The following is a 20,837-nucleotide window of genomic DNA, read 5'->3' on the forward strand; positions in this document are numbered from 1 at the left end:
GCGGCAGGCGTTGCAACTGCAACGCCTGCCAAGGTCGGCGAGGTTGGCTCGGTCAGCATGCGCGCCTCGCCTCAACGTGCATCGCAATGCTGCGCATCGGCGGTGCCGGCCTGCGGCAGACGCTGCGGCTGCGGCGCCAGCATTTCCCACTCCTGCACAGCTAACGCGGCGTAGCGCTCGCCACCGCCGGAAGCATCCAGCACCGCGCGCACGCAGCGCGTGGTCACCGGCGCGAAGCGCAGTGTCTGCCAATGGCCGGCAACAGGCGTGTGCGTGCTCTGCGCCAGCGGCCACCAGCGCCCATCGCGGCGGTATTCCAGCCGCCAGCGCGCCGGCGGCGCCACGCCGGTGTCCGCGCCCGGCGGATGATCGGCCCAGAACAGGATGCGGCTGCGCTGCAGCGTCACCGGTTGCGCCCAGCTGTATTGCAGCCACTGCTGCGGCGGGTTGTGCGCGGTCCAGCTACCCCATAGCTGCGGCGGCAAGGGATTGCGCTTGACCCGACCGTCGTTGAGCGCGGCGATCCAGTACTGGTGCGGGATGTCCGGGCCGTTGGACGCGCTGGCCTGCGCATAGCGGGCGACGTTGCGCTGCGGCGGCAACGGCGGCTGCAGCCGCCGCGTGGCCACCACCGGCAGGATCCGCGCCGGCTGCCGGGTGTCGTCCCACTGCAATCGGTCGATCGCCACGCTGCGGCGGAAATGCCCGCCGCCCTTCGCATCGGCGGTGTGGTAGACCAGATACCACTGACCCTTGAATTCGACGATGCCCGGGTGCGAGGTGGTCGAGGACACCGGCGGCAGGAGGACCCCGCGGTAGGTCCACGGCCCCAGCGGCGACGGCGCGCTGCCGTAGGCGATGCAGGCGTGGTACAGCGTCGGCGTGCAGTCCGAATCAGGCCCGGCGCGGTTGCCGGCGTAGGCCATGTAGTAGGTATCGCCGCGCTTGAACAGCCAGGGTGCCTCGAAATAGCCGTCCAGCGTGGTCACCGCCACCGCCTGCCCATTCGGCGTGACCATGTCGCGCTCCAGCTCGATGCCGAACAGCTTGCCGAAGGTGCCCCAGTACAGGTACACGCGGCCGTCGTCGTCGACCAGCACGGTCGGGTCGATGTTCTGGATCGCATTGGGCACCGGCAGCGATTGCGACAGGATCGGTCCCTGCGGATGCGCGTCGCGCCACGGCCCCAGCGGGCTGTCGGCCACCGCCACGCCGATCGCGAACGGATCGGCATTGCGCGAGTGCGCCTCCTGCACCGGCGCATACAGGTAGTAGCGTTTGTCTGGACCCTGCACGATCTGCGCGGCATAGGCGTGGCCGGGCGCCGCCCAGGCGAACACCTGCTGCGGGCGTAGCAGCGTCGGGTAATGGGTCCAGTTGCCGCGGCCGACGTCGTCGGTGACCAGCAGTTGCCAGCGGTCGATCACGAAGTCGTTTTGCTCCGGCGCAGCATCGTCGCGGCCGGCGATGATGTAGAGCTTGCCGTCGGCGACCAGCGGCGCGGGATCGGCCGAATAATCGCGGCCATCGGCCAGGATCGGATTGCCAGGCGCATGCACCTGCCGCGACCACGGCACCGCCGGTGCGGCGGCTGCGGTCAGGCCGATGCAAGCAGCGCATGCCGCAAGCAGCCAAGCGACTGTATTGCGTACGGGCTGCCCGCTCATGGCGCTGCCTCCGCCTCGATCACCAGTTCCAACCGCACCGGCAGCGTTCCGGTGCCATCGCGGCCCTGCGCCTGCCCGACCACGCTCGTGCGACCGGGCGTCGCATAGGAAGCCGGCGCCAGGGGCGACCACTGCACCGGCACGCGCTCGCGCGAGCCGTCGTTGTACTGCACGGAAACCCGCTCCGGCAGCGCCGGCGCTTGCCCGGCGCGCACGTGCAGTGGCGGCGGCGCCTGCACCGTGGTGAGCTGGCCCGGCGCGGTCGCGCGGACCCAGACGCTGGCGCTCACCGGCACGCCGCCATCGGCCAGGCCCTGCACCTGCACGCGGCCTTCCCCGGCCAGTGCGGCCGCATCCGGTGCCGACCAGCGCACCCCCAGCCAGGCCCAGCTGCCGTCGGCGAAGGTGCCGGCAATGCGATCCGGCAACGCCGGCACCTGCCCGGGCGCGATGCGCACGTCCACCGGTTCGGTCGCCACCGCGCGCTCGGCGAATACCTGCCATTCGTCCAGGCCGACCGCGTAGTGGCCCTCGCCCTGCGCCGCGGTCTGCAGCACCGCACGCAAGGCCGTGGTCACCACCGGCGCGAATGCCACCCGGCTCGGTGCGCCGTCGCCATGCACCGGATAGCCGCCGCGCACGGCAATGTCGCGCCACTGCGTACCGTCGAGGTACTGCAAGGTCCACGCGCGCGGCAACGCCACCCCGCCCTGCGGCTGGTCGTCCCAGAAATACAGCGCCGCCGCGCTCAGCCGCTGCGCTTGCGGCCATTGGTACTGCACCCAGACCGAGGCAGGCTGCGCGCGGCCCCAACTGCCCCAGCGGCGGTCGGCGGCCGGCACCTGGTCCGGCGCCGGCAGCAGCCCATCGTTGAGCGCCTGCAGACGGTGGTGGCCGGCGGTGAACTGCGCGCTCGGTGTGGCCTCGCCTTGCACCTGCAGCGTCTGCCCGGCCGGCGTCGGCGCAGCGACCACCGCGATCTCGGCGTGCCCCCGCAAGGCGCCATCGTCGGCCTGCAATTGCAAGGTGTAGGCACCGGGCGCAGTGAAGCGCACCTCGGTCGTGGCCGCCTGCGGCTGCTCGAACAGCGCCGCGCCGCCCGGCGGCGCCTGCAACGTACGCCAGTGCAGCGCCAGCGTGCCGTTCGGCAGCGCGTCGTCGCCGACCCGACCGACCAGGCGCACCACGCCGCCCGCGGCACTGCCGTCTTCCTGCCAGGCCTCGACCTGCGGCGCCTGGTTGCCGTGCGCGGCCGGCACCGCGGCACCGCTGGCATAGGCCTGGATCTCCTTGATCCCGGTGCGCAACGCGCCGGCATGCGTCACCTGCACCCGCCAGTGCTGCGCGCGCAGCGGTGGGAAGCGGATGCGGTTGCGGTTGCCTTGCGCGATCGGCATATCGCGCACCTGGCCCGGAACGGTCTTCCAGGCGTTGCCATCGCGATACTGCAGCACGTACAGCCACGGCGGCGCGTAGCCGGCGCGCGTGCCCGACGCAAAGCCGTGCTGTTCGCCCGGTGGCGATGAACTGCGATAGAAGTACACGCGCACGTCGTCGAGGGTCTGTGGCCGATGCAGATCCAGTTCCAGCCAGTCGCTGGCGGCGGGCGAACCGGCCGTGCCCCAGAACGGCTCGTTGGCGGTGCTGCCATCGACCGCCGCCGTGGCCGGAAACCCATCGGTCGTGTAGCTGGCGCTGACCGCCGCACCCTGCGCCAGGTTGCGCGCGCCGGGCGGCAGCGCGATGTCGAGCCCGGCGTCGGCGAGGACCGCCCCGATTCGCGCCGCGCCTGGAAAGCGCACCTGCTGCGGCACCTGCAGCGCCAGCCGGTGCGTGGCCAGCACGCGCAGCGACGCTGCATCGGCATTGACCGCGTCCGGCAAGGCCTGCACGCGACCGCTGGCCGGGTCGTACAGCACGTGCGCCAGGCGATCGATGGTGAAGGCCAGGCGCCCGTCCAGGTACAGCGAATAGCCCTTCGGCGCGGCGCCGCCGTAGCGGCGACCGTCGCGGTCCCAGACGATGCTCAGGTCGCGGTCGCGATAGCGCAGGCGGTCGGCGGCGAAATGGTCCCAGCCGATGTCGATCGGATACAGCTCGATCAGGGCATCGCTGCGCGGCCGCAGGCCCATCGCATCCTCGATCACGGTGAAGTTGGTGGCGCCGAGCTGGGTGTGGTGGATCCACGAGCGATAGCCGATGCGGCCGCCATCGGCGGCGCTGCCCTGCGCCCAGAATTCGTTCTGGTCCGGGTAGCGGTTGTCGCCGTCGATGTAGTGCGCCCACGCGTTCCAGTACAGCAGCTTGCGGTAGCTGGACGCGTCCAGGTACGGGCTGGGGTAATCGCGCAACACGCTGCCGAGCAGACGGAACGCCACGGTGGAATTGATCACCGAGAAATTGTTGCTGCCGCCCTCGCCGCGCGCCTGCTGGTCGGCCTGGTTGGCGGTGTAGAACGGAAACAGCGGGAACTGCCGGGCGTCGGCGAACAGGCGCAGCGCGCGCACGTACTTGGGATCGTCGTCGGCATCGCCGTGCCTGGGCATCAGGCCGACGCTGAAGGGGTAGTAGTTGTTGGTTTCCTTCCAGTCCACCGGCAGGCGCGGTCCGTCGGCCTGGCGCTGCTTGAGCAGGTCGCCGTGCAGGCCCATGCCGTCGGCCTGCGCGCTGCGGTCCTGCCACAGCACCTCGAGCACGGCGCGACGGATCTTCGCCGCCAACGCCTGCATGCGCACCGCGGTGGCGGCGTCGCCGGCCAGCTGCGCGGCCTGCGCGGCGGCCAGCGCATTGGCGTACACGTACGCGCTCTCGCTGCGGTCCATGCGCGGCGCGCCATGGCGCTTGGCCCAGTCGAAGGAGACCGCGTCGGCATCGTTGCCGGTCATCGCCGCCCAGTCGTATTCGATCAGGCCGTTGCCGTTGCGGTCGTAGGCGCGCAGCAGCGCCTCCACGTCGTCGCTGGCGTAGCGCGCCAGTTGCCCGGCGATCGCCGGCGGCCCGCCATGCACCTGGTAGGCGCGCCAGGCCGCTGCACTGAGGTACTGCGCGTAGGAGTTGGACCAGTTCTCCGGCGCGCCGGGGTTGTCCACGTACTTGCCGCCGCCGGCGGTCTCGCCGGCACCGAGCCAGGAGCCGTACGCGTAGAGTGGATCGCGCAGGTACTTGAGGTCGTCGATGAACATGCCGGTGGTGAGCACGATGGCGTTGTCGTAGCCGAGCACGCCTTCGATCGCCACCGGGAACTGGTAGTCGTTGCCGGGCACCGCCGCGTCGAGGAAATTGAAGCGCAGCAGCCACCAGCGGTAGAACAGGGTCTTGTCGAGATTGTCCTCGGGCGTGTCCAGGTACGGCAGGTTGTCGGCCCACCAGCGGTTGTAGGCGACGACGTGCTCGCGATAGGCCTGCTGCGGCGACTGCGCGGCGATGCGCCGGTACTCCTGCAGCGACGCCGGCAGTTCGCGTGCGACCAGCCCCAGTTGCACCTTCAGGGTCGGCGCAGGCGCGCGTGCCGGCACCACCAGCGGCCGCACGATGCTCGCGCCATCGACGGCGAAACCATCGCCGGACAGCCGCGGGAACAGCGTGGTGATGGCGTTGTGGGTGACGAAGGCGCCGGTCAGTTCGGCGCCTTGCGCATGCGTGGCCATCGGCGAGACCGCGCGCAGGGTCAGCGTGTGCGCCACGCCGTCGGTACTGGACACGGTGGCCTCGGCCACCGCCACGTTCTGCTCGCTGATGAACTTGACCAGTTGCAGGCGCACGCCAGCGCCGGCATACACGCTGCTGAAATAGCTCGGCGTCTGCCGCCGCTGCGCACTGTCCTCGATCAGGGCGATCGGCACGCCGTCGCGCTCCAGTTGCAGACGGAACAGCGCGTCGTGTCCGGTCTTGTGCACATAGGCCACGTCGCCGACGAAGCCGGGCTCCTCCGGCCGGTGCGTGTACAGGTAGGCGGCGCGGCCGCGGGTGAACAGCCAATTGTTGCTGTCGCCGAAACCGCCGCCGGTGCCCTGCCGCACCAGCAGGCGATCGATCCAGAAATCGCGACCGGGCGCGCTGCCGGCGCCCGCCGCCAGATCGGCGGCGAACACCCGCTGCAACTGGCCCTGTCCCTGCCCCGGCGCGAACGCCACGCCGCTGTCCGGCAACGGGTGCGCAGCGCCTTTGAAGCGCGGCATGCCGATCGCGGCGTTGCTCGGCTGCAGGCCTTCGCCGTCGCTGTCGAGCGGGTCGCCAGCGTCGGCCGCTGCCGACACCGCAGCGGCCACGAACAGCAGGCTGCCAAGCAGGGCGATGGCGCCACGCCGCACGCGCGACGCGGCGCCACCGGGTGCAGGCGTACGAATCAAAACTCGGTCCTGATCCGCGCCCAGAAGTAACGCCCGAGCGTGTCGTAGGTATACGCATCGGTATTGGCCGCACTGGCGTAGCCGTAGTACTGCGGCGGCTTGCGGTTGCCGACGTTGTTGGCGCCGGCCGACAGCGTGGTGTGCAGGCTCTCGAACTTCCGGCTCAGCGAGACATCGTGGTAGGTCACCGTGCCGACCTTGAAGTAGACGCAGCTGCCGTCGGCGGCGGTGTTGATGCAATAGTCCTCGTAGGCGCTGCCGACCGTGGTCGGGCCGATCAGGCGCGTGTTCCAGCTGGCATGCCATGGGCCGTTGTCCCAGCCCAAGTTGAAGTTGGCGCGCCAGCGCGGCATGTTGCCGTAGCTGGAGGTCTCGCCGACGTAGTTGTGGCTGTCGCCGCTGAACGTGTAGCTGGACAGGAACGTGGCGTCCACGCCGGCCTGGAAGTTGCCCCAGGCGGTATCGCGCAGCGCGTACTTGATGCCGATGTCGTCGCCGCGGATGTCGACCTTGCCGCTGTTGATCGCGAACGGCACGGTGACGCTGACCAGTTGCCCGGTGGGGCCACGCTTGATCAGCGGGCAGTAGGCGCTCTGGCCGTCGTAGCAGTTCTGCAGCACCTGGTCCAGGCCGGTACCGTTGATCATGTCGTCCAGGGAGACGCGCCAGCTGTCCAGGTTCAGCGACAGGCCCTCGGCCCAGCCCGGGTCGTACACCGCGCCGATGTTGTAGGAGCGCCCCTGCTCGGGCTTGATCGCGAAGCCGGCGTTGGCCGAGCCGGTGGTGAGCACGGTGAACGAGGAGGTGTTGACGAAGCTGCCGTTGGTCGGCACGTTGGCGCAGGCCGCGGGATTGCCGCCGCCGGTGTAGCCGTTGCACGGATCGGTGTAGGTGCCGACGTCGTCGACCACGCCGTTGTACGGCGAGCCGTACAGGTCGCCCAGCGCCGGTGCACGGAACACCTGCGAACCGGTGGCGCGGATCAGCAGGTTGTCGATCGGCCGCCATTCCAGCGCGACCTTGCTGTTGGTGGTGCTGCCCCAGTAGTCGTAGCGCGAGTAGCGCGTGCCCAGGTTGAGGTTCAGCGCCTGCGCACCGGTCACACCCTTGAGCAGCGGCACCAGCACTTCGGCATACGCCTCCTTGATGGTCTCGTCGTGGCCCTGGTTCATGATGCAGCCGTCGTTGTAGTCGCAGTTGCCGTCCGCATCGGCGGCCGCCACCGGGTTGCTGGTGCCCTGCGAGAAGCCGTTCCTGCGGAACGACAGGCCGAACGCGGCCTGCACCGCGCCGGCCGGCATCGCGAACAGGTCGCCGTTGACGCTGGCCTCGGCGAATTTCATCGTGCTCTCGTCGATCAGGTCGACCGCGCTCTGGGTGGCCTTGATGCCGGCGATGGTGGCCGGATCGTCCGGATTGAACACGTTGATCGGGGTACAGCCGGCGATCACGTTGCCGGGCGTGCCGCATTTGATGGTGCCGTCGCTGTCGCGGAACGAGGCGCCCACCGCGTTGTTCAGTGCCGAGGTGATGGAGAAGCCGTTGCGCACCAGGGTGTCCTTGTAGTGCGCGTAGCCGGCCGCCGCATCCCACTGCCAGCTGCTGTCGCCGAACTTGCCGCGCAGCCCGGCGACGATGTTGGTCTGGTACATCGTCGAGGTGTAGACGCGGGTATTGGCCGGCACCGAACGCAATAGGTAGCGGGTGAGCTGGCTGCCGAAGGGGTTGTAGTAGTTCTGCGCGGCGTTGGGCAACTCCAGGCCGTAGGCGGTGAGCTGCGAGGTGGTCTCGCTGCGAGTCCAGAACATGTCCAGGTAGCCCTGCACGTTCGGGGTGAAATCGAAACTGGCGTGCGCGGAGGCGTTGGTGCGCTGTACGGGGGTGACCAGGTACTGGCCGGTGTAGGCGTCGTAGCCTTCCACCGCCTGATTGTAGGTGTGGAAGTCACCCGCATTCACCTGGCCCGGCGCCAGGTTGGCATTGGGCGTCAGCACGCTGCCATTGCTGAGGAAGGCGCGCGTGCCATTACCGCGGCGCTCCACCACCTGGCCGTTGAGGTAGTTCTGCGCGGTGCGCGCGTAGTCGCGGTCGCTGTCGTACAGCGCGTTCATCGAACTGCGGCTCACGCCGAGGATCAGCCCGCCGCGCTCCCAGGTCTTGCCCCACTCCAGGCCGAGCGAGCGCCGGTTGCCGTCGCCGTGGGTGCTCAGGCCGTAGTCGGCGGTGGCGGCGAAGCCGTCGTACTTGTCCTTGAGGATGATGTTGATGACGCCGGCGATGGCGTCGGAACCGTACACCGAGGAGGCGCCGTCGGTGAGCACCTCGATGCGCTCGACCATCGCCGCCGGAATCGCGTTGACGTCCACGCCGGGCGCGGCGGCGACGCTGCTGGCCGGCCCGGCCATGCGGTGGCCGTTGACCAGCACCAGGGTGCGCTCGGGCCCGAGGTTGCGCAGCGACACCAGCGCACGGCCGTGGCTGAAGCCGGAGTTGAGCGCGACGTTGGGCATATTGCCCGCCATCGCCGGCAGCTGCTGCAGCAACTGGCCGAGCGTGTCCTGGCCGCTGTCCTCGATGCGCTGGCGGTCGATGGTGATGACCGGGCTGGCGGTCTCCGCATCGACGCGGCGCAGGTGGCTGCCGGTGACGCTGATCCGTTCCAGCGTGGTCGCCTGGGTGTCCTGGGTCGGCGCATCCTGCGCCTGCGCCGCCGGCGCGAGCAGGGCCAGCGCGGTACAGATCGCCGCGGCCAATGGACCGGGCTGCGGCGCGGCGCGCCAGGAACACGGGAGCAGCGGCGCAACGCGTTCGAGCAAAGACGGCATCGGAATCTCCTGAGCGGCGGCCTGGCGATCGCCGGAGCGCCGCCCTTCCCCAGGCGGCCGCTCCGTCACCAGCGCGTGTGGCGGATACGAAAACGGACGTGTCCACGCATGCGCCGCCGGACGGGACGATCCCGACGCCGCCTGCACGGCGACGCGCACGACTCATGCGCTGCGTCCCCGGTGGCGTGCAGGAATCTCCCCCTGGACATTCACTGCACGGCCACAATGTGCGCGTAGGCTGCGTGCGGCGTCTTGTCGTATTTATCGGGAAAACGTGCGGAATACCGCACTGCCCCGCCCGCGACCGGGACGTTTCCGACTTTTTCGCCACTCAGCCGTAGACGGCCGAAATCGACACCATCGCCGCGCTGCCGGCCGGGACCAGCACGCGCTCGTTGCGCGGCCCGGACAGCGCCGCCGGCTGCCCGTCCAGCCGCACCTCCTGCAGGCGGGTGCCGGCCGGCACCCGCAGGGTCAGCCAGGTGCGCGCCGGCCGCTGCGCCGGCAAGCGCACGCTGCCCTCGATGCGGCGCTGCGCCGGATCGGCGCGCAAGCGCAGCGACACCGCACCCCAGCGGGTCGGCGCGGCGTCGATCGCGATCGTCTCGCCGCTGCCCAGCCAGTCGCGCGGCACCGCCCGCGCCAGGAACAGTTCCTCGCCGGCGCTGTCCTCGAACACCAGCATCCAGCGCAGCAGCAGCGGAATGGTCATCTGCGCGGGGATGCAGAACAGCGGCATGCCGCCGGTGATGCCGGTGACCTCGCCCGCGGTCCAACTGCCGCGGGTATGTACGTGGTAGCGGTGCGCGTACAGGAACAGCAGGTATTCCTCGATCCGGTCCAGGCGCAACAACTGCTGCGCGTAGCCATAGGAGATGAAGCCGAGCAGGTCGCGCGCCTCCGGCGCCGGCGCGGTGATGTTGCCGACCACGCCGAGGCTGGTGCCGCCGTGGCCGCGCACGCAGTCGATGACTAGGTTCGCCAGGTCGTCGGGCAGCACGTCGGCCTGCAGCAGTTCGGCGTAGGCGCGATGCGGCCAGCCCTGCTCGCTGGGGTGCTCCTGCTGCAGCGACTGGCGGAAGGTGAGCTTCACTCCGGGCAACGGGCCGATATAGGGCGGCTGCAGATCGCGGCGCACGTTGCCGCGCAGGGCGCGCAGCAGTTGTGCCGACAGTTGCTGCGCGCGGCGCTGCCACTGCGCCGCGGCGGCCTGCCCGCCAGGCCCGGCGATGCCGCTCCACACCAAGGCCAGGTCCTGCCAGCCGCGCACCGCCAGCGCGCTGTTGGCGTAGTACGGCTTCCACCACACCTGCGGATCGGGGAACAGGCAGGCATCGGATTCGTTCCAGCCGTGGATCAGGCCGTGCCCTGGCGCCGACGCCGGCAGACGCAGGCTGGCGTCGTGCAGTTCGGCCAGCACCTGCGCGGTGGCGGCGATCTTGTCGCGGTGCTTGCGCAGCAGCGCAGCATCGCCGGTGTAGCGCAGATAGCGCGCCAGCAGCGACAGGGTCAGTCCGAACTGGCCGGTCTCCGCGCCGCGCATGTTGACCATGCCGTCGGCCTGCACGAAATCGCTGAAATAGCCGTCCAGCACCGCCGCCGCCTGGGCGAAGCGGCCCCACTCGAGGTTGGCGTACAGCGAACTGGTGAAGGTGTCCTGGAAGCCGTCGTACTCGTTGCCGTAGTAGTCGCGATCCACCGCGCCGTACTTGGGATAGGTGCCGCCCGGACGCACCACCAGCTCGCGGGCGAAGGCGAAGTGCGCCATGTCGCGCCAGCTCGGGTCCGGGGTCTGCGCCTGCACGGTGTCGGCGAGTTGCGCCTGCCAATAACCGGCGAAGGCCAGCAGGCCGCGGTAGAAGTCCTCGGCGCTGCGCGGGCCGCGCCGCGGCGGGTAGTCGGGATAGCTGTAGCCGTACACCACCTTGCTGACCTTGCCGTGTTCGACCAGCGCGCTGCGGTGCCAGGTCTGCACCACGAAGCGGTCCTCGGCCAGTACGTCCGCGAACAGCAGGATGTCGTAGTAGCGGCCCTCGCCGGCCGGCACCACCTTGCGCACCGCCGGCATCCAGCCGCCGAGCAGGCCTTCGCTGCGGCGCCGCACCAGTTCGTCCTTGCCCAGCTCGGGAAACGACTGGATGGCGCGATAACAGCGGGTGCGCCCGTCCGGGTACACCGGCATGGTGTCGGCGCATTCGCGGGTGCCGACGAAGGTGGTCCACGGCAGGCGCCCGTTGTAGTCCTTGGGATCCAGTTGCGAGGCCGGTGGCGGCGCGACGTCGCGCACCTCATCGGCCCGCGGGTCGCCGTCGCGCAGCAGGCGATCGGCGAGCAGGTCGGCGTCGGCCATCGCCACCTCGGCCAGGGCCATGCCGAAGTACGGCGCCTGCGCGGCCGGGAACACCGCTTCGGTGCGCTTGCCCAGCACCAGCGCCCCGCCCGGCCCGCGCAGGGTCAGATCGCCATCGGGCTGGCGCAGGTCTTCGTACACCTCCCAGGTCGCGCCGGCCTCGACGAAACGGCACTGCAAGGTATGCCCGGCGAGCGCATCGGCCACCAATGGCTGCAGTTGCGGCGGCGCTGTCGCACGCGTGGCGCTGGCCGCCGCCGGTGCCGCGGCGGCACGCCCGGCCAGTGCTTCCACGCCGGCGACCGCACCGACCGCCAGGCCCTGACGCAGGAAATCTCTCCGATCCATCTACCGTCCCCGATGCAATGCGATCGTTGCATCGTGCGCTGCGCACGCCGCAGCGTCTTGTGTGCTGTGCCGAGGATCGGTGCGGAAAATCGCATAGCCGCGTGGTCGCGGCGGTGCTGCGCTGCGGGAATGCGATGGACCGGGGCGGCTTAGGCGAGCACGTCGAGCAGGCTGCCAATAGTGTCGTCGGCCGCGCGCAAGACCCGCGCATTTGCCTGGAACGCGGTGCGCTCGGTCAGGGTGCCGACCATGTCGTCGACCAGATCGCTGCCCTGCCCGTCGGCCTGCTGCACCTGGCCTACAACGCCGCCACCGGCGGTGGCCTGGTTCACCGGCACGGAACGCTGGAAGCCATCGGTGGAGAGATTGGCGATGTTGTTGGCGCGCACCTGCAGCCCGGACGTCGCGGCGCGCATGCCGGACAGCGCGATCGAGGAACTGGGAGCGATGGCGGTCATGGCGGGCCAGGGTGCAGGGAGACTTGCCGGGATATCGGCTGGTTTGGCGAGGTCTTTAGTTTGGGGATTTGGGAGTGGGGATTTGGGATTCGCAAGAGCGGATGCGTCAGCGCTGATAGCGAAAGCGCCTCTCCCCTAGGGGCGACGGGGCACGGCTTGCGCGCCACTGGCGCGCAAGCCCTGGAGCGCCCGCGCCGCAAGCGCGGGCCGGGGCGCGGAGCGGGGGTTGGGGTGAGGGTACGTGAGCACCGCGCCGCTTCCGGACTCATTGCACCACCCGCACCCTCATCCGCCCCTGCGGGGCACCTTCTCCCACAGGGAGAAGGAATCATCGCGGGAGACCAAAGCCCCTCTCCCACCGGGAGAGGGGTTGGGGTGAGGGTCCGGGAGCACCGCGCCGCTTCCAGACTCATTGCACCACCCGCACCCTCATCCGCCCCTGCGGGGCACCTTCTCCCACAGGGGGAAGGAATCATCGCGGGAGACCAAAGCCCCTCTCCCACCGGGATAGGGGGCGGGGTGAGGGTCCGGGAGCACCGTGCCGCTTCCGGATTCATTGCACCACCTGCACCCTCATCCGCCCCTGCGGGGCACCTTCTCCCACAGGGAGAAGGAATCATCGCGGGAGACCAAAGCCCCTCTCCCACCGGGAGAGGGGTTGGGGTGAGGGTCCGGGAGTACCGCGCCGCTTCCGGACTCGGTGCAGCACCCGCACCCTCATCCGCCCCTGCGGGGCACCTTCTCCCGGAGGGAGAAGGGAAAAGCCGAGCCCTGAAGGAGCAGGGATCCCACGCCTTTGCCAATCCCCAATCCCAACTCCCCAATCCCGCCCCCTACAGCCGATTCCACGCCGGCGTCGGCTCTCCAAGCAGATGCCGCACGAAGAAGTCGTACTGCCGCCGCTGGACGTAATCGATGGGACCGGTGGAGCGGCCGACGGTGTGCTCGCCGCCAGGCACGACCAATAGGTCGAAATCCTTGCCGGCCTTGATCAAGGCGTCCACCACCTGCGCGGTCGAGGCCGGGTCGACGTTGCTGTCCTGCTCGCCGACGATCAGCAGCAGGTCGCCGCGCAACTTGGCCGCGTTGTCCACGCCGGAGGCAAGCGCATAGCTGGCGTCCACCGGCCAGCCCATCCATTGCTCGTTCCAGCTGATCTTGTCCATGCGGTTGTCGTAGCACCCGGCATAGGCCACGCCCACTTTGTAGAAGTCCGGGTGCCGCTCCAGCGCGCCCAGCGTGCTCTGCCCACCGGCCGACGCGCCGTAGATGCCGACACGGCCGATGTCGTAGGACGGATCCTGCGCCGCCAGCGCCTTGTGCCAGGCGATGCGGTCGGGGAAGCCGGAATCGCCGAGGTTCTTCCAGGCCACGTCGTGGAAGGCCTTGGAGCGGTTGGCGGTGCCCATGCCGTCGATCATCACCACGATGAAGCCCAAGTCGGCCTGCGCCTGCATGCCGATCTGCTTGTCGCCGCCGGAGTGGTAGCCGAACGGCCAGAAGGTCTTGGGCACGAAGGAATCGTGCGGGCCGGCGTAGATGTTCTCGATCACCGGGTACTTCTTGTGCGGGTCGTAGTCGCGCGGCCGCACCACCATGCCCCAGATCTCGGTCTTGCCGTCGCGGCCCTTGGCCACGAAGGTCTGCGGCGCGCGCCAGCCGGCGGCCTGCAGCTTGCGGATGTCACCGCGCTCCACCACCTGCAGCAGCTTGCCGTCGATGGCATGCAGCTCCATCACCGGCGCCATGTCCGGACGCGAGTACACGTCCACGTAATGGCGGCCGTCGGCGGCGATGGCCACGTCGTGGTCGGCATCGGCCTCGGTCAGCCGGGTCAGGTGGCTGCCGTCGAAATCCACCGCGAACAATTGCCGATAATAGGGATCCTTGCCCGCATCCATGCCGCTGGCGGTGAACCAGATGCGCCGCTGCGCATCGTCCACGCGCAGCACGTCGCGCACGATCCACTCGCCCTTGGTGATCTGCGCCTTGATGCGGCCGTTGCTGCCGTCGAACAGGTACAGGTGGCGCCAGCCGTCGCGCTCGGAGATCCAAAGGATCTCCTTGCCCAGGCCATCGACATCGTGGTGGTAGCTGCGGTCGGCGTAGACGAAGGTCTTCGCGTCCTCGCCCACCGCCACGTGCGCCTTGCCCGTGGCCGCGTCCACCGCGATCGCGCGCATGCGCTGGAAACCGCGTTGCACGTAATCGAACACGAAACTGGCGCTGTCGCGGCGCCACTGGATCGGCGAGAGCTGGTAGGGGTTGGCGAACAAGGCATCGTCGATGGCCAGCCGCTTGGGCGCGCCGCCGTTTGCCAGCGCGCCGAGGTCGAACAGCACCGGCCGCTCGATGTCCACCGCGTCGCCGGGCTTGGGATACAGTTGGGTGCGCACTACCGGCTGGCCGCCGCTAGGCGGTGCCGCCTCCACCCGGGTGACGCGGCGGGCGAAGCCGGGCCGCACCCGGTACAGCGCCAGCCGCTGCGAATCCGGCGCCCAGGCGATGGTTTCCGGATCGTAGAAATCGTCGCTGCGGCCATCGTCGGCCAGGCGCAGCGTGTGCCCGTCGGCCAGCGCACGCAGCATCACCGCGTTGCCGTCGACATAGGCCTCCCAACGTCCGTCAGGCGAGCGCCGCGGAGTGGCGTCGGCCGGCACGCTGAGGTCGCGCACCACGCCAAAGCCCCGCGGTCGCGGCTGCGGGCCGCTATCGGCGCGGGCGCAGACGTAGGTGGTGAGGGTGCAGCGCCACGGCGCTTCGTCGAGCTCGAAGGCGATCGCCGCCTGCGGCTGGCCGCCCTCGGCGGCATAGGCGAAGCGTGCGAACGGCAGGCGTAGCGCCGAATAGGCGGTGCCGGTCGCCGCGCTCAGCGCGCGCGCCACTCGCTGCTGGTCGAACGCCGGCTGCTTGCGCTGGCTGGCCACGTCCTCGCCCACGAAGGCGAAGCCGCCCGGCACGGTCTTGCGGTAGTAGAACGCGCCGTCGTCGCGCCATTGCGCTGGCCAGGTCACGTTCTCGGTCAGGCCGATCCAGGCCTCGCGCAGGCCCAGCGAACGCTGGTAGTCGGCGACGCTGGGCGCGGCCTGTGCGGCGCCGGCGCAGCACGCCAGGGCGACGATGAGAGAGGCGACGAACTTGTTCATGCGGTTTCCGAGAGTTTCGATGGCACGCTTCTTTTTTTGTAGGAGCGGCTTCAGCCGCGACCGGGCGTTACCAGGAAAGCCTATCGCGGCTAATCCCACAAAAGGGGACAAGAGCCGCTCCTACGTACATCCACAACGGGCTATTCCCCATCATCCTCTTCCAACGCCAACTCCTCAGAGCGCAGACCGCTGCGCGCACCCCAGTGATAGCAACCCAACGCGATCGCCGCCACGCACAGCGTGTCCCAGGGATGCGTGATCCAGCCGCTGCCGCCGAAGGTGCCCAGGCGCGACACCACCAGCACCAGGGCAAAGAACACGATCAGCCACAGCACGCCGCGCACCTGCCGCCACAGCCGCGCACGGCCGGCGGCGTTGGGTAGCCGATACAGCACGTACAGCACGAACATCGCGATCTGCAGACCGAGCAACCACGACAGCGTGCTCCAGGTCGACCAGTACACGATCAGGCCCGCGACGATGAACGACAGTGGGCCGAGCAGCGCCATGCCGCGCAGCCGGAACGGCCGCGGCAGCTCCGGCGCACTGCGCCGCAACGCGGCCACGGTCACCGGCGCCACCGCATAGCTGAGCACCAGCGCCGCCGACACCACCTGGATCAGGGTCTCCCACGACGGGAACGGCAGAGTCCAGAACACCGACAGCCCCAGGCTCAGCCACAGCGCCGGGCGCGGGATGCCGGAGGCGGCATCGACGCGCGTCAGCACCGGCAGGAAGCCGCCGCTGCGCGCCCAGCCGTACACCACCCGCGGCGTGGCGTTCATGTAGATGTTGCCGGTGCCGCTGGGCGAGATCATCGCGTCGCAGATCACCAATGCCGCCAGCCAACCCATGCCCAGCGCCAGGGCGATGTCGTGGTATGGCAGCGAGAACGCCTTGTCGATGCCGCCCCAGCCGTTGGCCAGGTGCTGCGCCGGCACCCCGCCGAGGAAGGCGAGCTGCAGCAGCACGTAGATCACCGTGGACAGCGCCACCGACAGGATCAGCGCGATCGGGATATTGCGCTGCGGATCGCGCACCTCGCTGGCCACCGACACGATCGGGGTCAGCCCGAGGTAGGCGAAGATGATGCCGCCGGCGGAGATCGCCGCCTCCACTCCGGCCGCGCCGAACGGCGCGAAGCCCTGCACGTGCAGGTTGCGCGCATCGAAGTGCGCCATCAGCAGCACGATCACCAGCACCGGCACCAGGAACTTGAACACGCTGACGATGTTGTTGGCGGTGGCGAAGGTCTTGACGCTGTAGTAGTTGAGCAGGAAGAACGCGACAAGCAGCGCCAGTTGCAGCAGCCAGCCGGCGACGCTGGGATGGGTGCTGCCGGCCTGGTTGAGCCAGGGGAACCACGCCGCGGCATATTGCCGCGCTGCTTCCACTTCGATCGCGATCAGGCTGGAGAAGGCGATCAGGGTGATGAAGCCCATCAGCCAGCCGAGCAGCACGCCATGCGAGTACTCCGGGTAGCGCACCACGCCGCCGGCGCGTGGCAGCGCCGCGCCGAGTTCGCAGTACACCAGGCCCAGCAGCAGCACCGCCACGCCGCCGGCGATCCACGACACGATGCCGGCCGGCCCGGCGATCGCCGAGACGTGGCTGGCGGAGAACAGCCAACCGGAACCGAAGATCGAGCCCAGACCGATGAAGGTCAGATCGGTGAGGCTCAAGCGCTTGTGGAACTTGCCTTGTGCGGCCATGGCGTCTCCCGCTGGATTGGTGTCACTGGCGAATCAACGATCTGCGATGCTTCCTACCCTCACCCCAACCCCTCTCCCGGAGGGAGAGGGGCTCACGCAAGCCAGCCGAAGCCAGCTCTCCCTTCTCCCTCCGGGAGAAGGTGCCCCGCAGGGGCGGATGAGGGTACGGGCGCAGCCTCGTGCAGCTGAAACACCGCATGCGCTTCGCGCCCGACCCTCACCCCAACCCCTCTCCCGGAGGGAGAGGGGCTATTGCTTCGCCGCCTCCCGCGCCCAAGGCGACTTCCCACCCTCGGCGATGAAGCGATCGATGCGCTGCTCCAGCACCGGCAGCGGCACCGAGCCGGTTTCCAGCACCGCATCGTGGAACGCGCGCAGGTCGAACTTCTCGCCCAGCGCCTGTTCCGCCTTGCGCCGCAGCTCCAAGATCTTCAGCTCGCCCAGGTAGTACGACAGCGCCTGTCCGGGCCAGGCGATGTAGCGGTCGACCTCGGTGGTCACCTCGTGCTCGCTGAGCGCGGTGTTGTCGCGCAGGAACGCCTGCGCCTGCTCGCGCGTCCAGCCCTTGTGGTGGATGCCGGTGTCGATCACCAGCCGGCACGCGCGCCACATCTGGTAGGTCAGGTAGCCGAAGCGGTCGTACGGGGTGTCGTACATCCCCATCTCCTGCCCCAGGTACTCCGAGTACACCGCCCAGCCCTCGCCATAGGCGGAGATGTAGCTATAGCGACGGAAGTCCGGCAGGCCTTGCTGCTCGGCCGCAAGCGGCATCTGCAGCGCATGGCCGGGCGAGGATTCGTGCAGGGTCAGCGCGGTGAGGTTGTACAGCGGCCGCGACGGCAGGTCATAGGTGTTGACCAGGTAGATACCCGGGCCGCCACGGCCGCCGGTGTAGAACGGCGCCAGATCCGCCGGCACCGGCTCGATCGCGAAGCGCTGCCGCGGCAGCCGGCCGATGTAGTCGCCGATCTTGCCGTCCACGCGCTTGGCGATCCAGGCCGCGTCCTTGAGCAGTTCCTCCGGAGTCTTGGCGTAGAACTTCGGATCGGTGCGCAGGTAGTGCAGGAACGCCGGGAACGTCTGCTGCCCCGGCGGGGTCTTGAAGCCGCTGTCGGCGATCGCCTGGTCCATCTCCTTGCGCAGCCGCGCCACTTCCTTCAGGCCCACCGCGTGGATCTGCTCGGGGCTGAGGTCGAGCGTGGTGTATTCGCGGATCTGCGCACGGTAGTACGCGGCGCCGTCGGGCAGCGATTCGGCGGCCAGCGCCGGGCGCGCCTTGGGCAGGTATTCCTCGCGCATGAAACGCAGCAGCTTGGCGTAGGCCGGCGCCACCTGCTGGGCGATCGCCGTGCGCGCCTGCGCGCGCAACTGCGCCTGCAGCGGCGCAGGGATCGTCGTCGGCATCTGCTTGAACGGGGTGTAGAACAGATTGCTCTCGCCGGTCGCCTGCGCGACCTCGGCGATCGACTGGTCGCGGCCCTGCAGGGTCACCGCCGGCTGCGCGAAACCACGTGCCAGGCCGGCGCGCATGTTGGCGATCTGTTCGTCGAAGTAGCGCGGGATGTCGGCAAGCTGCCCCAGGTAGCGCTGGTACTCCTCGCGATTACGCAGAGTGGCGCGCGCGGTGAAGCCCAGGTCGCTCCAGAACGCGCTGTCGCTGTTGAACGGCATTTCCCAGACGCGGAACCGCTGCTGGTCGAGCAGCACCTGCAGTTGCTGGCGATAGACCTGATAGTTCACCTGGTCCTGCGCCGACAATTGCGCCGGGTCGATCGCGTCCAGCTCGTGCAGCACCTGCTGCCAGTACGCGGTGCGCTGCGCCTGGGTGGCCGGATCGACCTTGGGCAGGTGATCGGCGGCCTGCCCTTGCGCATCTTCGTCGTCGGCACCGGCGAACTGCTCCTGGCGCCATTTCCACTCGCGCTGGTACAGCGCCTTGAAGCGCGCGTCGGTATCGCCGGCGGTTGCCGCGGCGGCCGGCGTGGAGGCCTGTGCCGGCGCGGCGCCGGCAGCGCCCTGCCAGGCCAGGGTGCAGGCGATGGCCAGGGCCAGCGCCGTGCGCAATCGGGAACGGGACATCATCGTGGGGTCTCCGGAGTGGCGGGGGCGCCGGCCTGGACCTGGGCGATCCAGGCGTCGATGCGCGCGTCCAGCAGGTCCAGCGGCATCGCGCCGCCGCCGAGCACGGCATCGTGGAAGGCGCGGATGTCGAAGCGCTCGCCCAGCGCGCGCCTGGCCTTCTCGCGCAGCGCCAGGATGTCCAGTTCGCCGAGCTTGTAGCCCAGCGCCTGGCCCGGCCAGACGATGTAGCGGTCGGTCTCGGACTGGATGCTGGGTTCGTCGTCGGACGGATGCGCGTGGAAGAAGTCGATCATCTGCTGCCGGGTCCAGCGCTTGTAGTGCACGCCGGTGTCCAGTACCAACCGGTTGGCGCGCAGCAGTTCGCCGGCCAGGCGGCCGTAGTCGCTGTACGGATCGCGGTAGAAGCCCACTTCCTTGCCCAGCCGCTCGGCGTACAGCGCCCAACCTTCCACGTAGGCGTTGTAGCTGGATTGCTGGCGGAACGGCGGCAACGGCAGGCTCTGCGCCAGCGAGATCTGCAGATGATGGCCGGGCACGCCCTCGTGATACGCGGTGGCCTCGATGTTGACCAGGGTGCGGTGCGCGTAGTCGCTGGTGTTGACCATCACCAGCCCGGGCTTGCTGCCCTGCGCATCGCTCTGCCAGTACTCGGCACCGGGCGCGGTGGCGCGGAACGCGGGCATCGCGCGCACCTCCAGCGACGTCTTCGGCAAGGTGCCGAACAGCTTGGGCAGTTGCGGTTGCATCTGCGCGATGTCGTCGCGGTAGCGCTGCAGGATCTGCTCGGGCGAGCTGGCGAAGAAGCGGCGCTGCTGCGCCACCGCCTGGCGCAACGCCGGCAGATCGGCGTAGCCGAGCTGCTTGGCGATGGCGCCCATCTCGCCTTCGATGCGCGCGACCTCGGCCAGGCCAGTCTGGTGGATCTGCTCGGGCGACTGGTCGGTGGTGGTCTGGGTGTGGATCGCAAAGCGGTAGCGGCGCTCTCCATCGGGCAGCGACCACAGGCCTTCATGGGCGCGGCCCTGCGGCGCGTATTCGTTGGCGACGAAATCGGCCAGCTTGCGATAGGCCGGGCGCACCTGCTGGTCGATCGCCGCGATCATCGCCGCGCGCAGGCGCGGCCGCTCCGCCTCCGGCACCGCCGCCGGGAACTGCTGCAGCGGCGCCGCGAACGGACTGTCGGCGCCGGCCGGCGCGGCGATCTCGCGCACCTGCGCGGGAATGCGTTCGAGCAGGTACTTCGGCTGCACCAGCCCATCCTTGGCGCCGGCGCGCGACAGCGCCACCACCTGGTCGAGCAGCGCCGGGATCGCCTGCAGGCGCTTGATGTAGTCCTCGTAGTCCTTGACGCTGGCGAACGGAAACGCCTGCGCGTAGCCCGGCAGCGCCACCTGGATGCCGCCGACCGGCTCCAGCGGCATCTCGTCGTTCTTCAGCGCGATCGCCTCGAGCCGGTCGCGCAACTGGCGCTGCATCATCTGCAGGCTCAACCGCTCCTGCGCCGACAGCGCCTTGGCATCGATCGCATCGAAGCGCGCCAGGAACCCGGCGGTGGCCTGGCGTTCGGCCTCCAGCGCTGCAAGCGAATAGTCGCTCCAGCGATCGTTGTAGCGGCTGTCGCCGATGATGCTGGCGAACTCGGGATGGTGGGCGAGCTGGTACTGCCATTGCGCATCGAGCAGCGCGGCGAAGGCCTGCGCTGGCGGCACCGCGGCCTTGGCCGGTGCCGCCGCGGCCGACGCAGAGGACGTCGGCGCTGCGGACGGTTGGCAGCCCGCCAGCAGGCTCAGCAGCAGCACGCCGGCGGCGGGCAGAGGCATGCGTCTCATCGATGGACTCCGCAGGGCGGCACGCGCCCGTGGCACGCCGCGGCGGCCGCCGCGCAAGGGTCGTGGGCGGC

Annotated in this window: 9 protein-coding genes; all 9 read right to left on the minus strand. The window is 69.6% G+C overall.

Annotated elements, in window-relative coordinates; translation table 11 throughout:
- Positions 1–71: 71 nt before the first annotated feature.
- Positions 72–1,667, minus strand: coding sequence for a family 43 glycosylhydrolase (locus QN245_RS13775; RefSeq protein ID WP_317843444.1), 1,596 nt, complete (start codon positions 1,665–1,667; stop codon positions 72–74).
- The gene (locus QN245_RS13780; RefSeq protein WP_425612958.1) at positions 1,664–6,013 is read right to left on the minus strand and encodes an Ig-like domain-containing protein; all 4,350 of its coding nucleotides are present in this window, start codon (positions 6,011–6,013) and stop codon (positions 1,664–1,666) included. Before QN245_RS13780 ends, QN245_RS13775 begins: the two co-directional genes overlap by 4 nt.
- Entirely contained in the window at positions 6,013–8,841 is a 2,829-nt protein-coding gene (locus tag QN245_RS13785; protein WP_184448723.1) for a TonB-dependent receptor domain-containing protein, read from the minus strand. The genes QN245_RS13780 and QN245_RS13785 overlap by 1 nt, the downstream gene beginning before the upstream one ends.
- Positions 8,842–9,172: 331 nt before the next feature.
- A complete protein-coding gene (locus tag QN245_RS13790) occupies positions 9,173–11,539 on the minus strand; it encodes a glucosidase family protein (protein WP_317843445.1) in 2,367 nt (788 codons plus the stop codon).
- Positions 11,540–11,688: 149 nt separating this feature from the next.
- Positions 11,689–11,997, minus strand: a complete 309-nt coding sequence (locus QN245_RS13795) for a flagellar basal body protein (protein ID WP_160970223.1) — start codon at positions 11,995–11,997, stop codon at positions 11,689–11,691.
- A gap of 833 nt (positions 11,998–12,830) precedes the next feature.
- Positions 12,831–15,143 (minus strand): S9 family peptidase, encoded by a 2,313-nt coding sequence (locus tag QN245_RS13800; RefSeq protein ID WP_317843446.1) that lies wholly within the window; start codon positions 15,141–15,143, stop codon positions 12,831–12,833.
- A gap of 140 nt (positions 15,144–15,283) precedes the next feature.
- A complete protein-coding gene (locus QN245_RS13805; RefSeq protein WP_184643648.1) occupies positions 15,284–16,855 on the minus strand; it encodes an APC family permease in 1,572 nt (523 codons plus the stop codon).
- A 249-nt stretch (positions 16,856–17,104) separates the two neighbouring features.
- Positions 17,105–18,937, minus strand: coding sequence for a DUF885 domain-containing protein (locus QN245_RS13810; protein WP_317843447.1), 1,833 nt, complete (start codon positions 18,935–18,937; stop codon positions 17,105–17,107).
- Complete coding sequence (locus QN245_RS13815) at positions 18,934–20,766, minus strand: DUF885 domain-containing protein (RefSeq protein WP_317843448.1); 1,833 nt, start codon at positions 20,764–20,766, stop codon at positions 18,934–18,936. Before QN245_RS13815 ends, QN245_RS13810 begins: the two co-directional genes overlap by 4 nt.
- Between the last annotated feature and the right edge of the window lie 71 nt (positions 20,767–20,837).

Origin of the sequence: Xanthomonas rydalmerensis (genome assembly GCF_033170385.1) — a bacterium.
In the GTDB taxonomy this organism is placed as follows: Bacteria; Pseudomonadota; Gammaproteobacteria; order Xanthomonadales; family Xanthomonadaceae; genus Xanthomonas_A; species Xanthomonas_A rydalmerensis.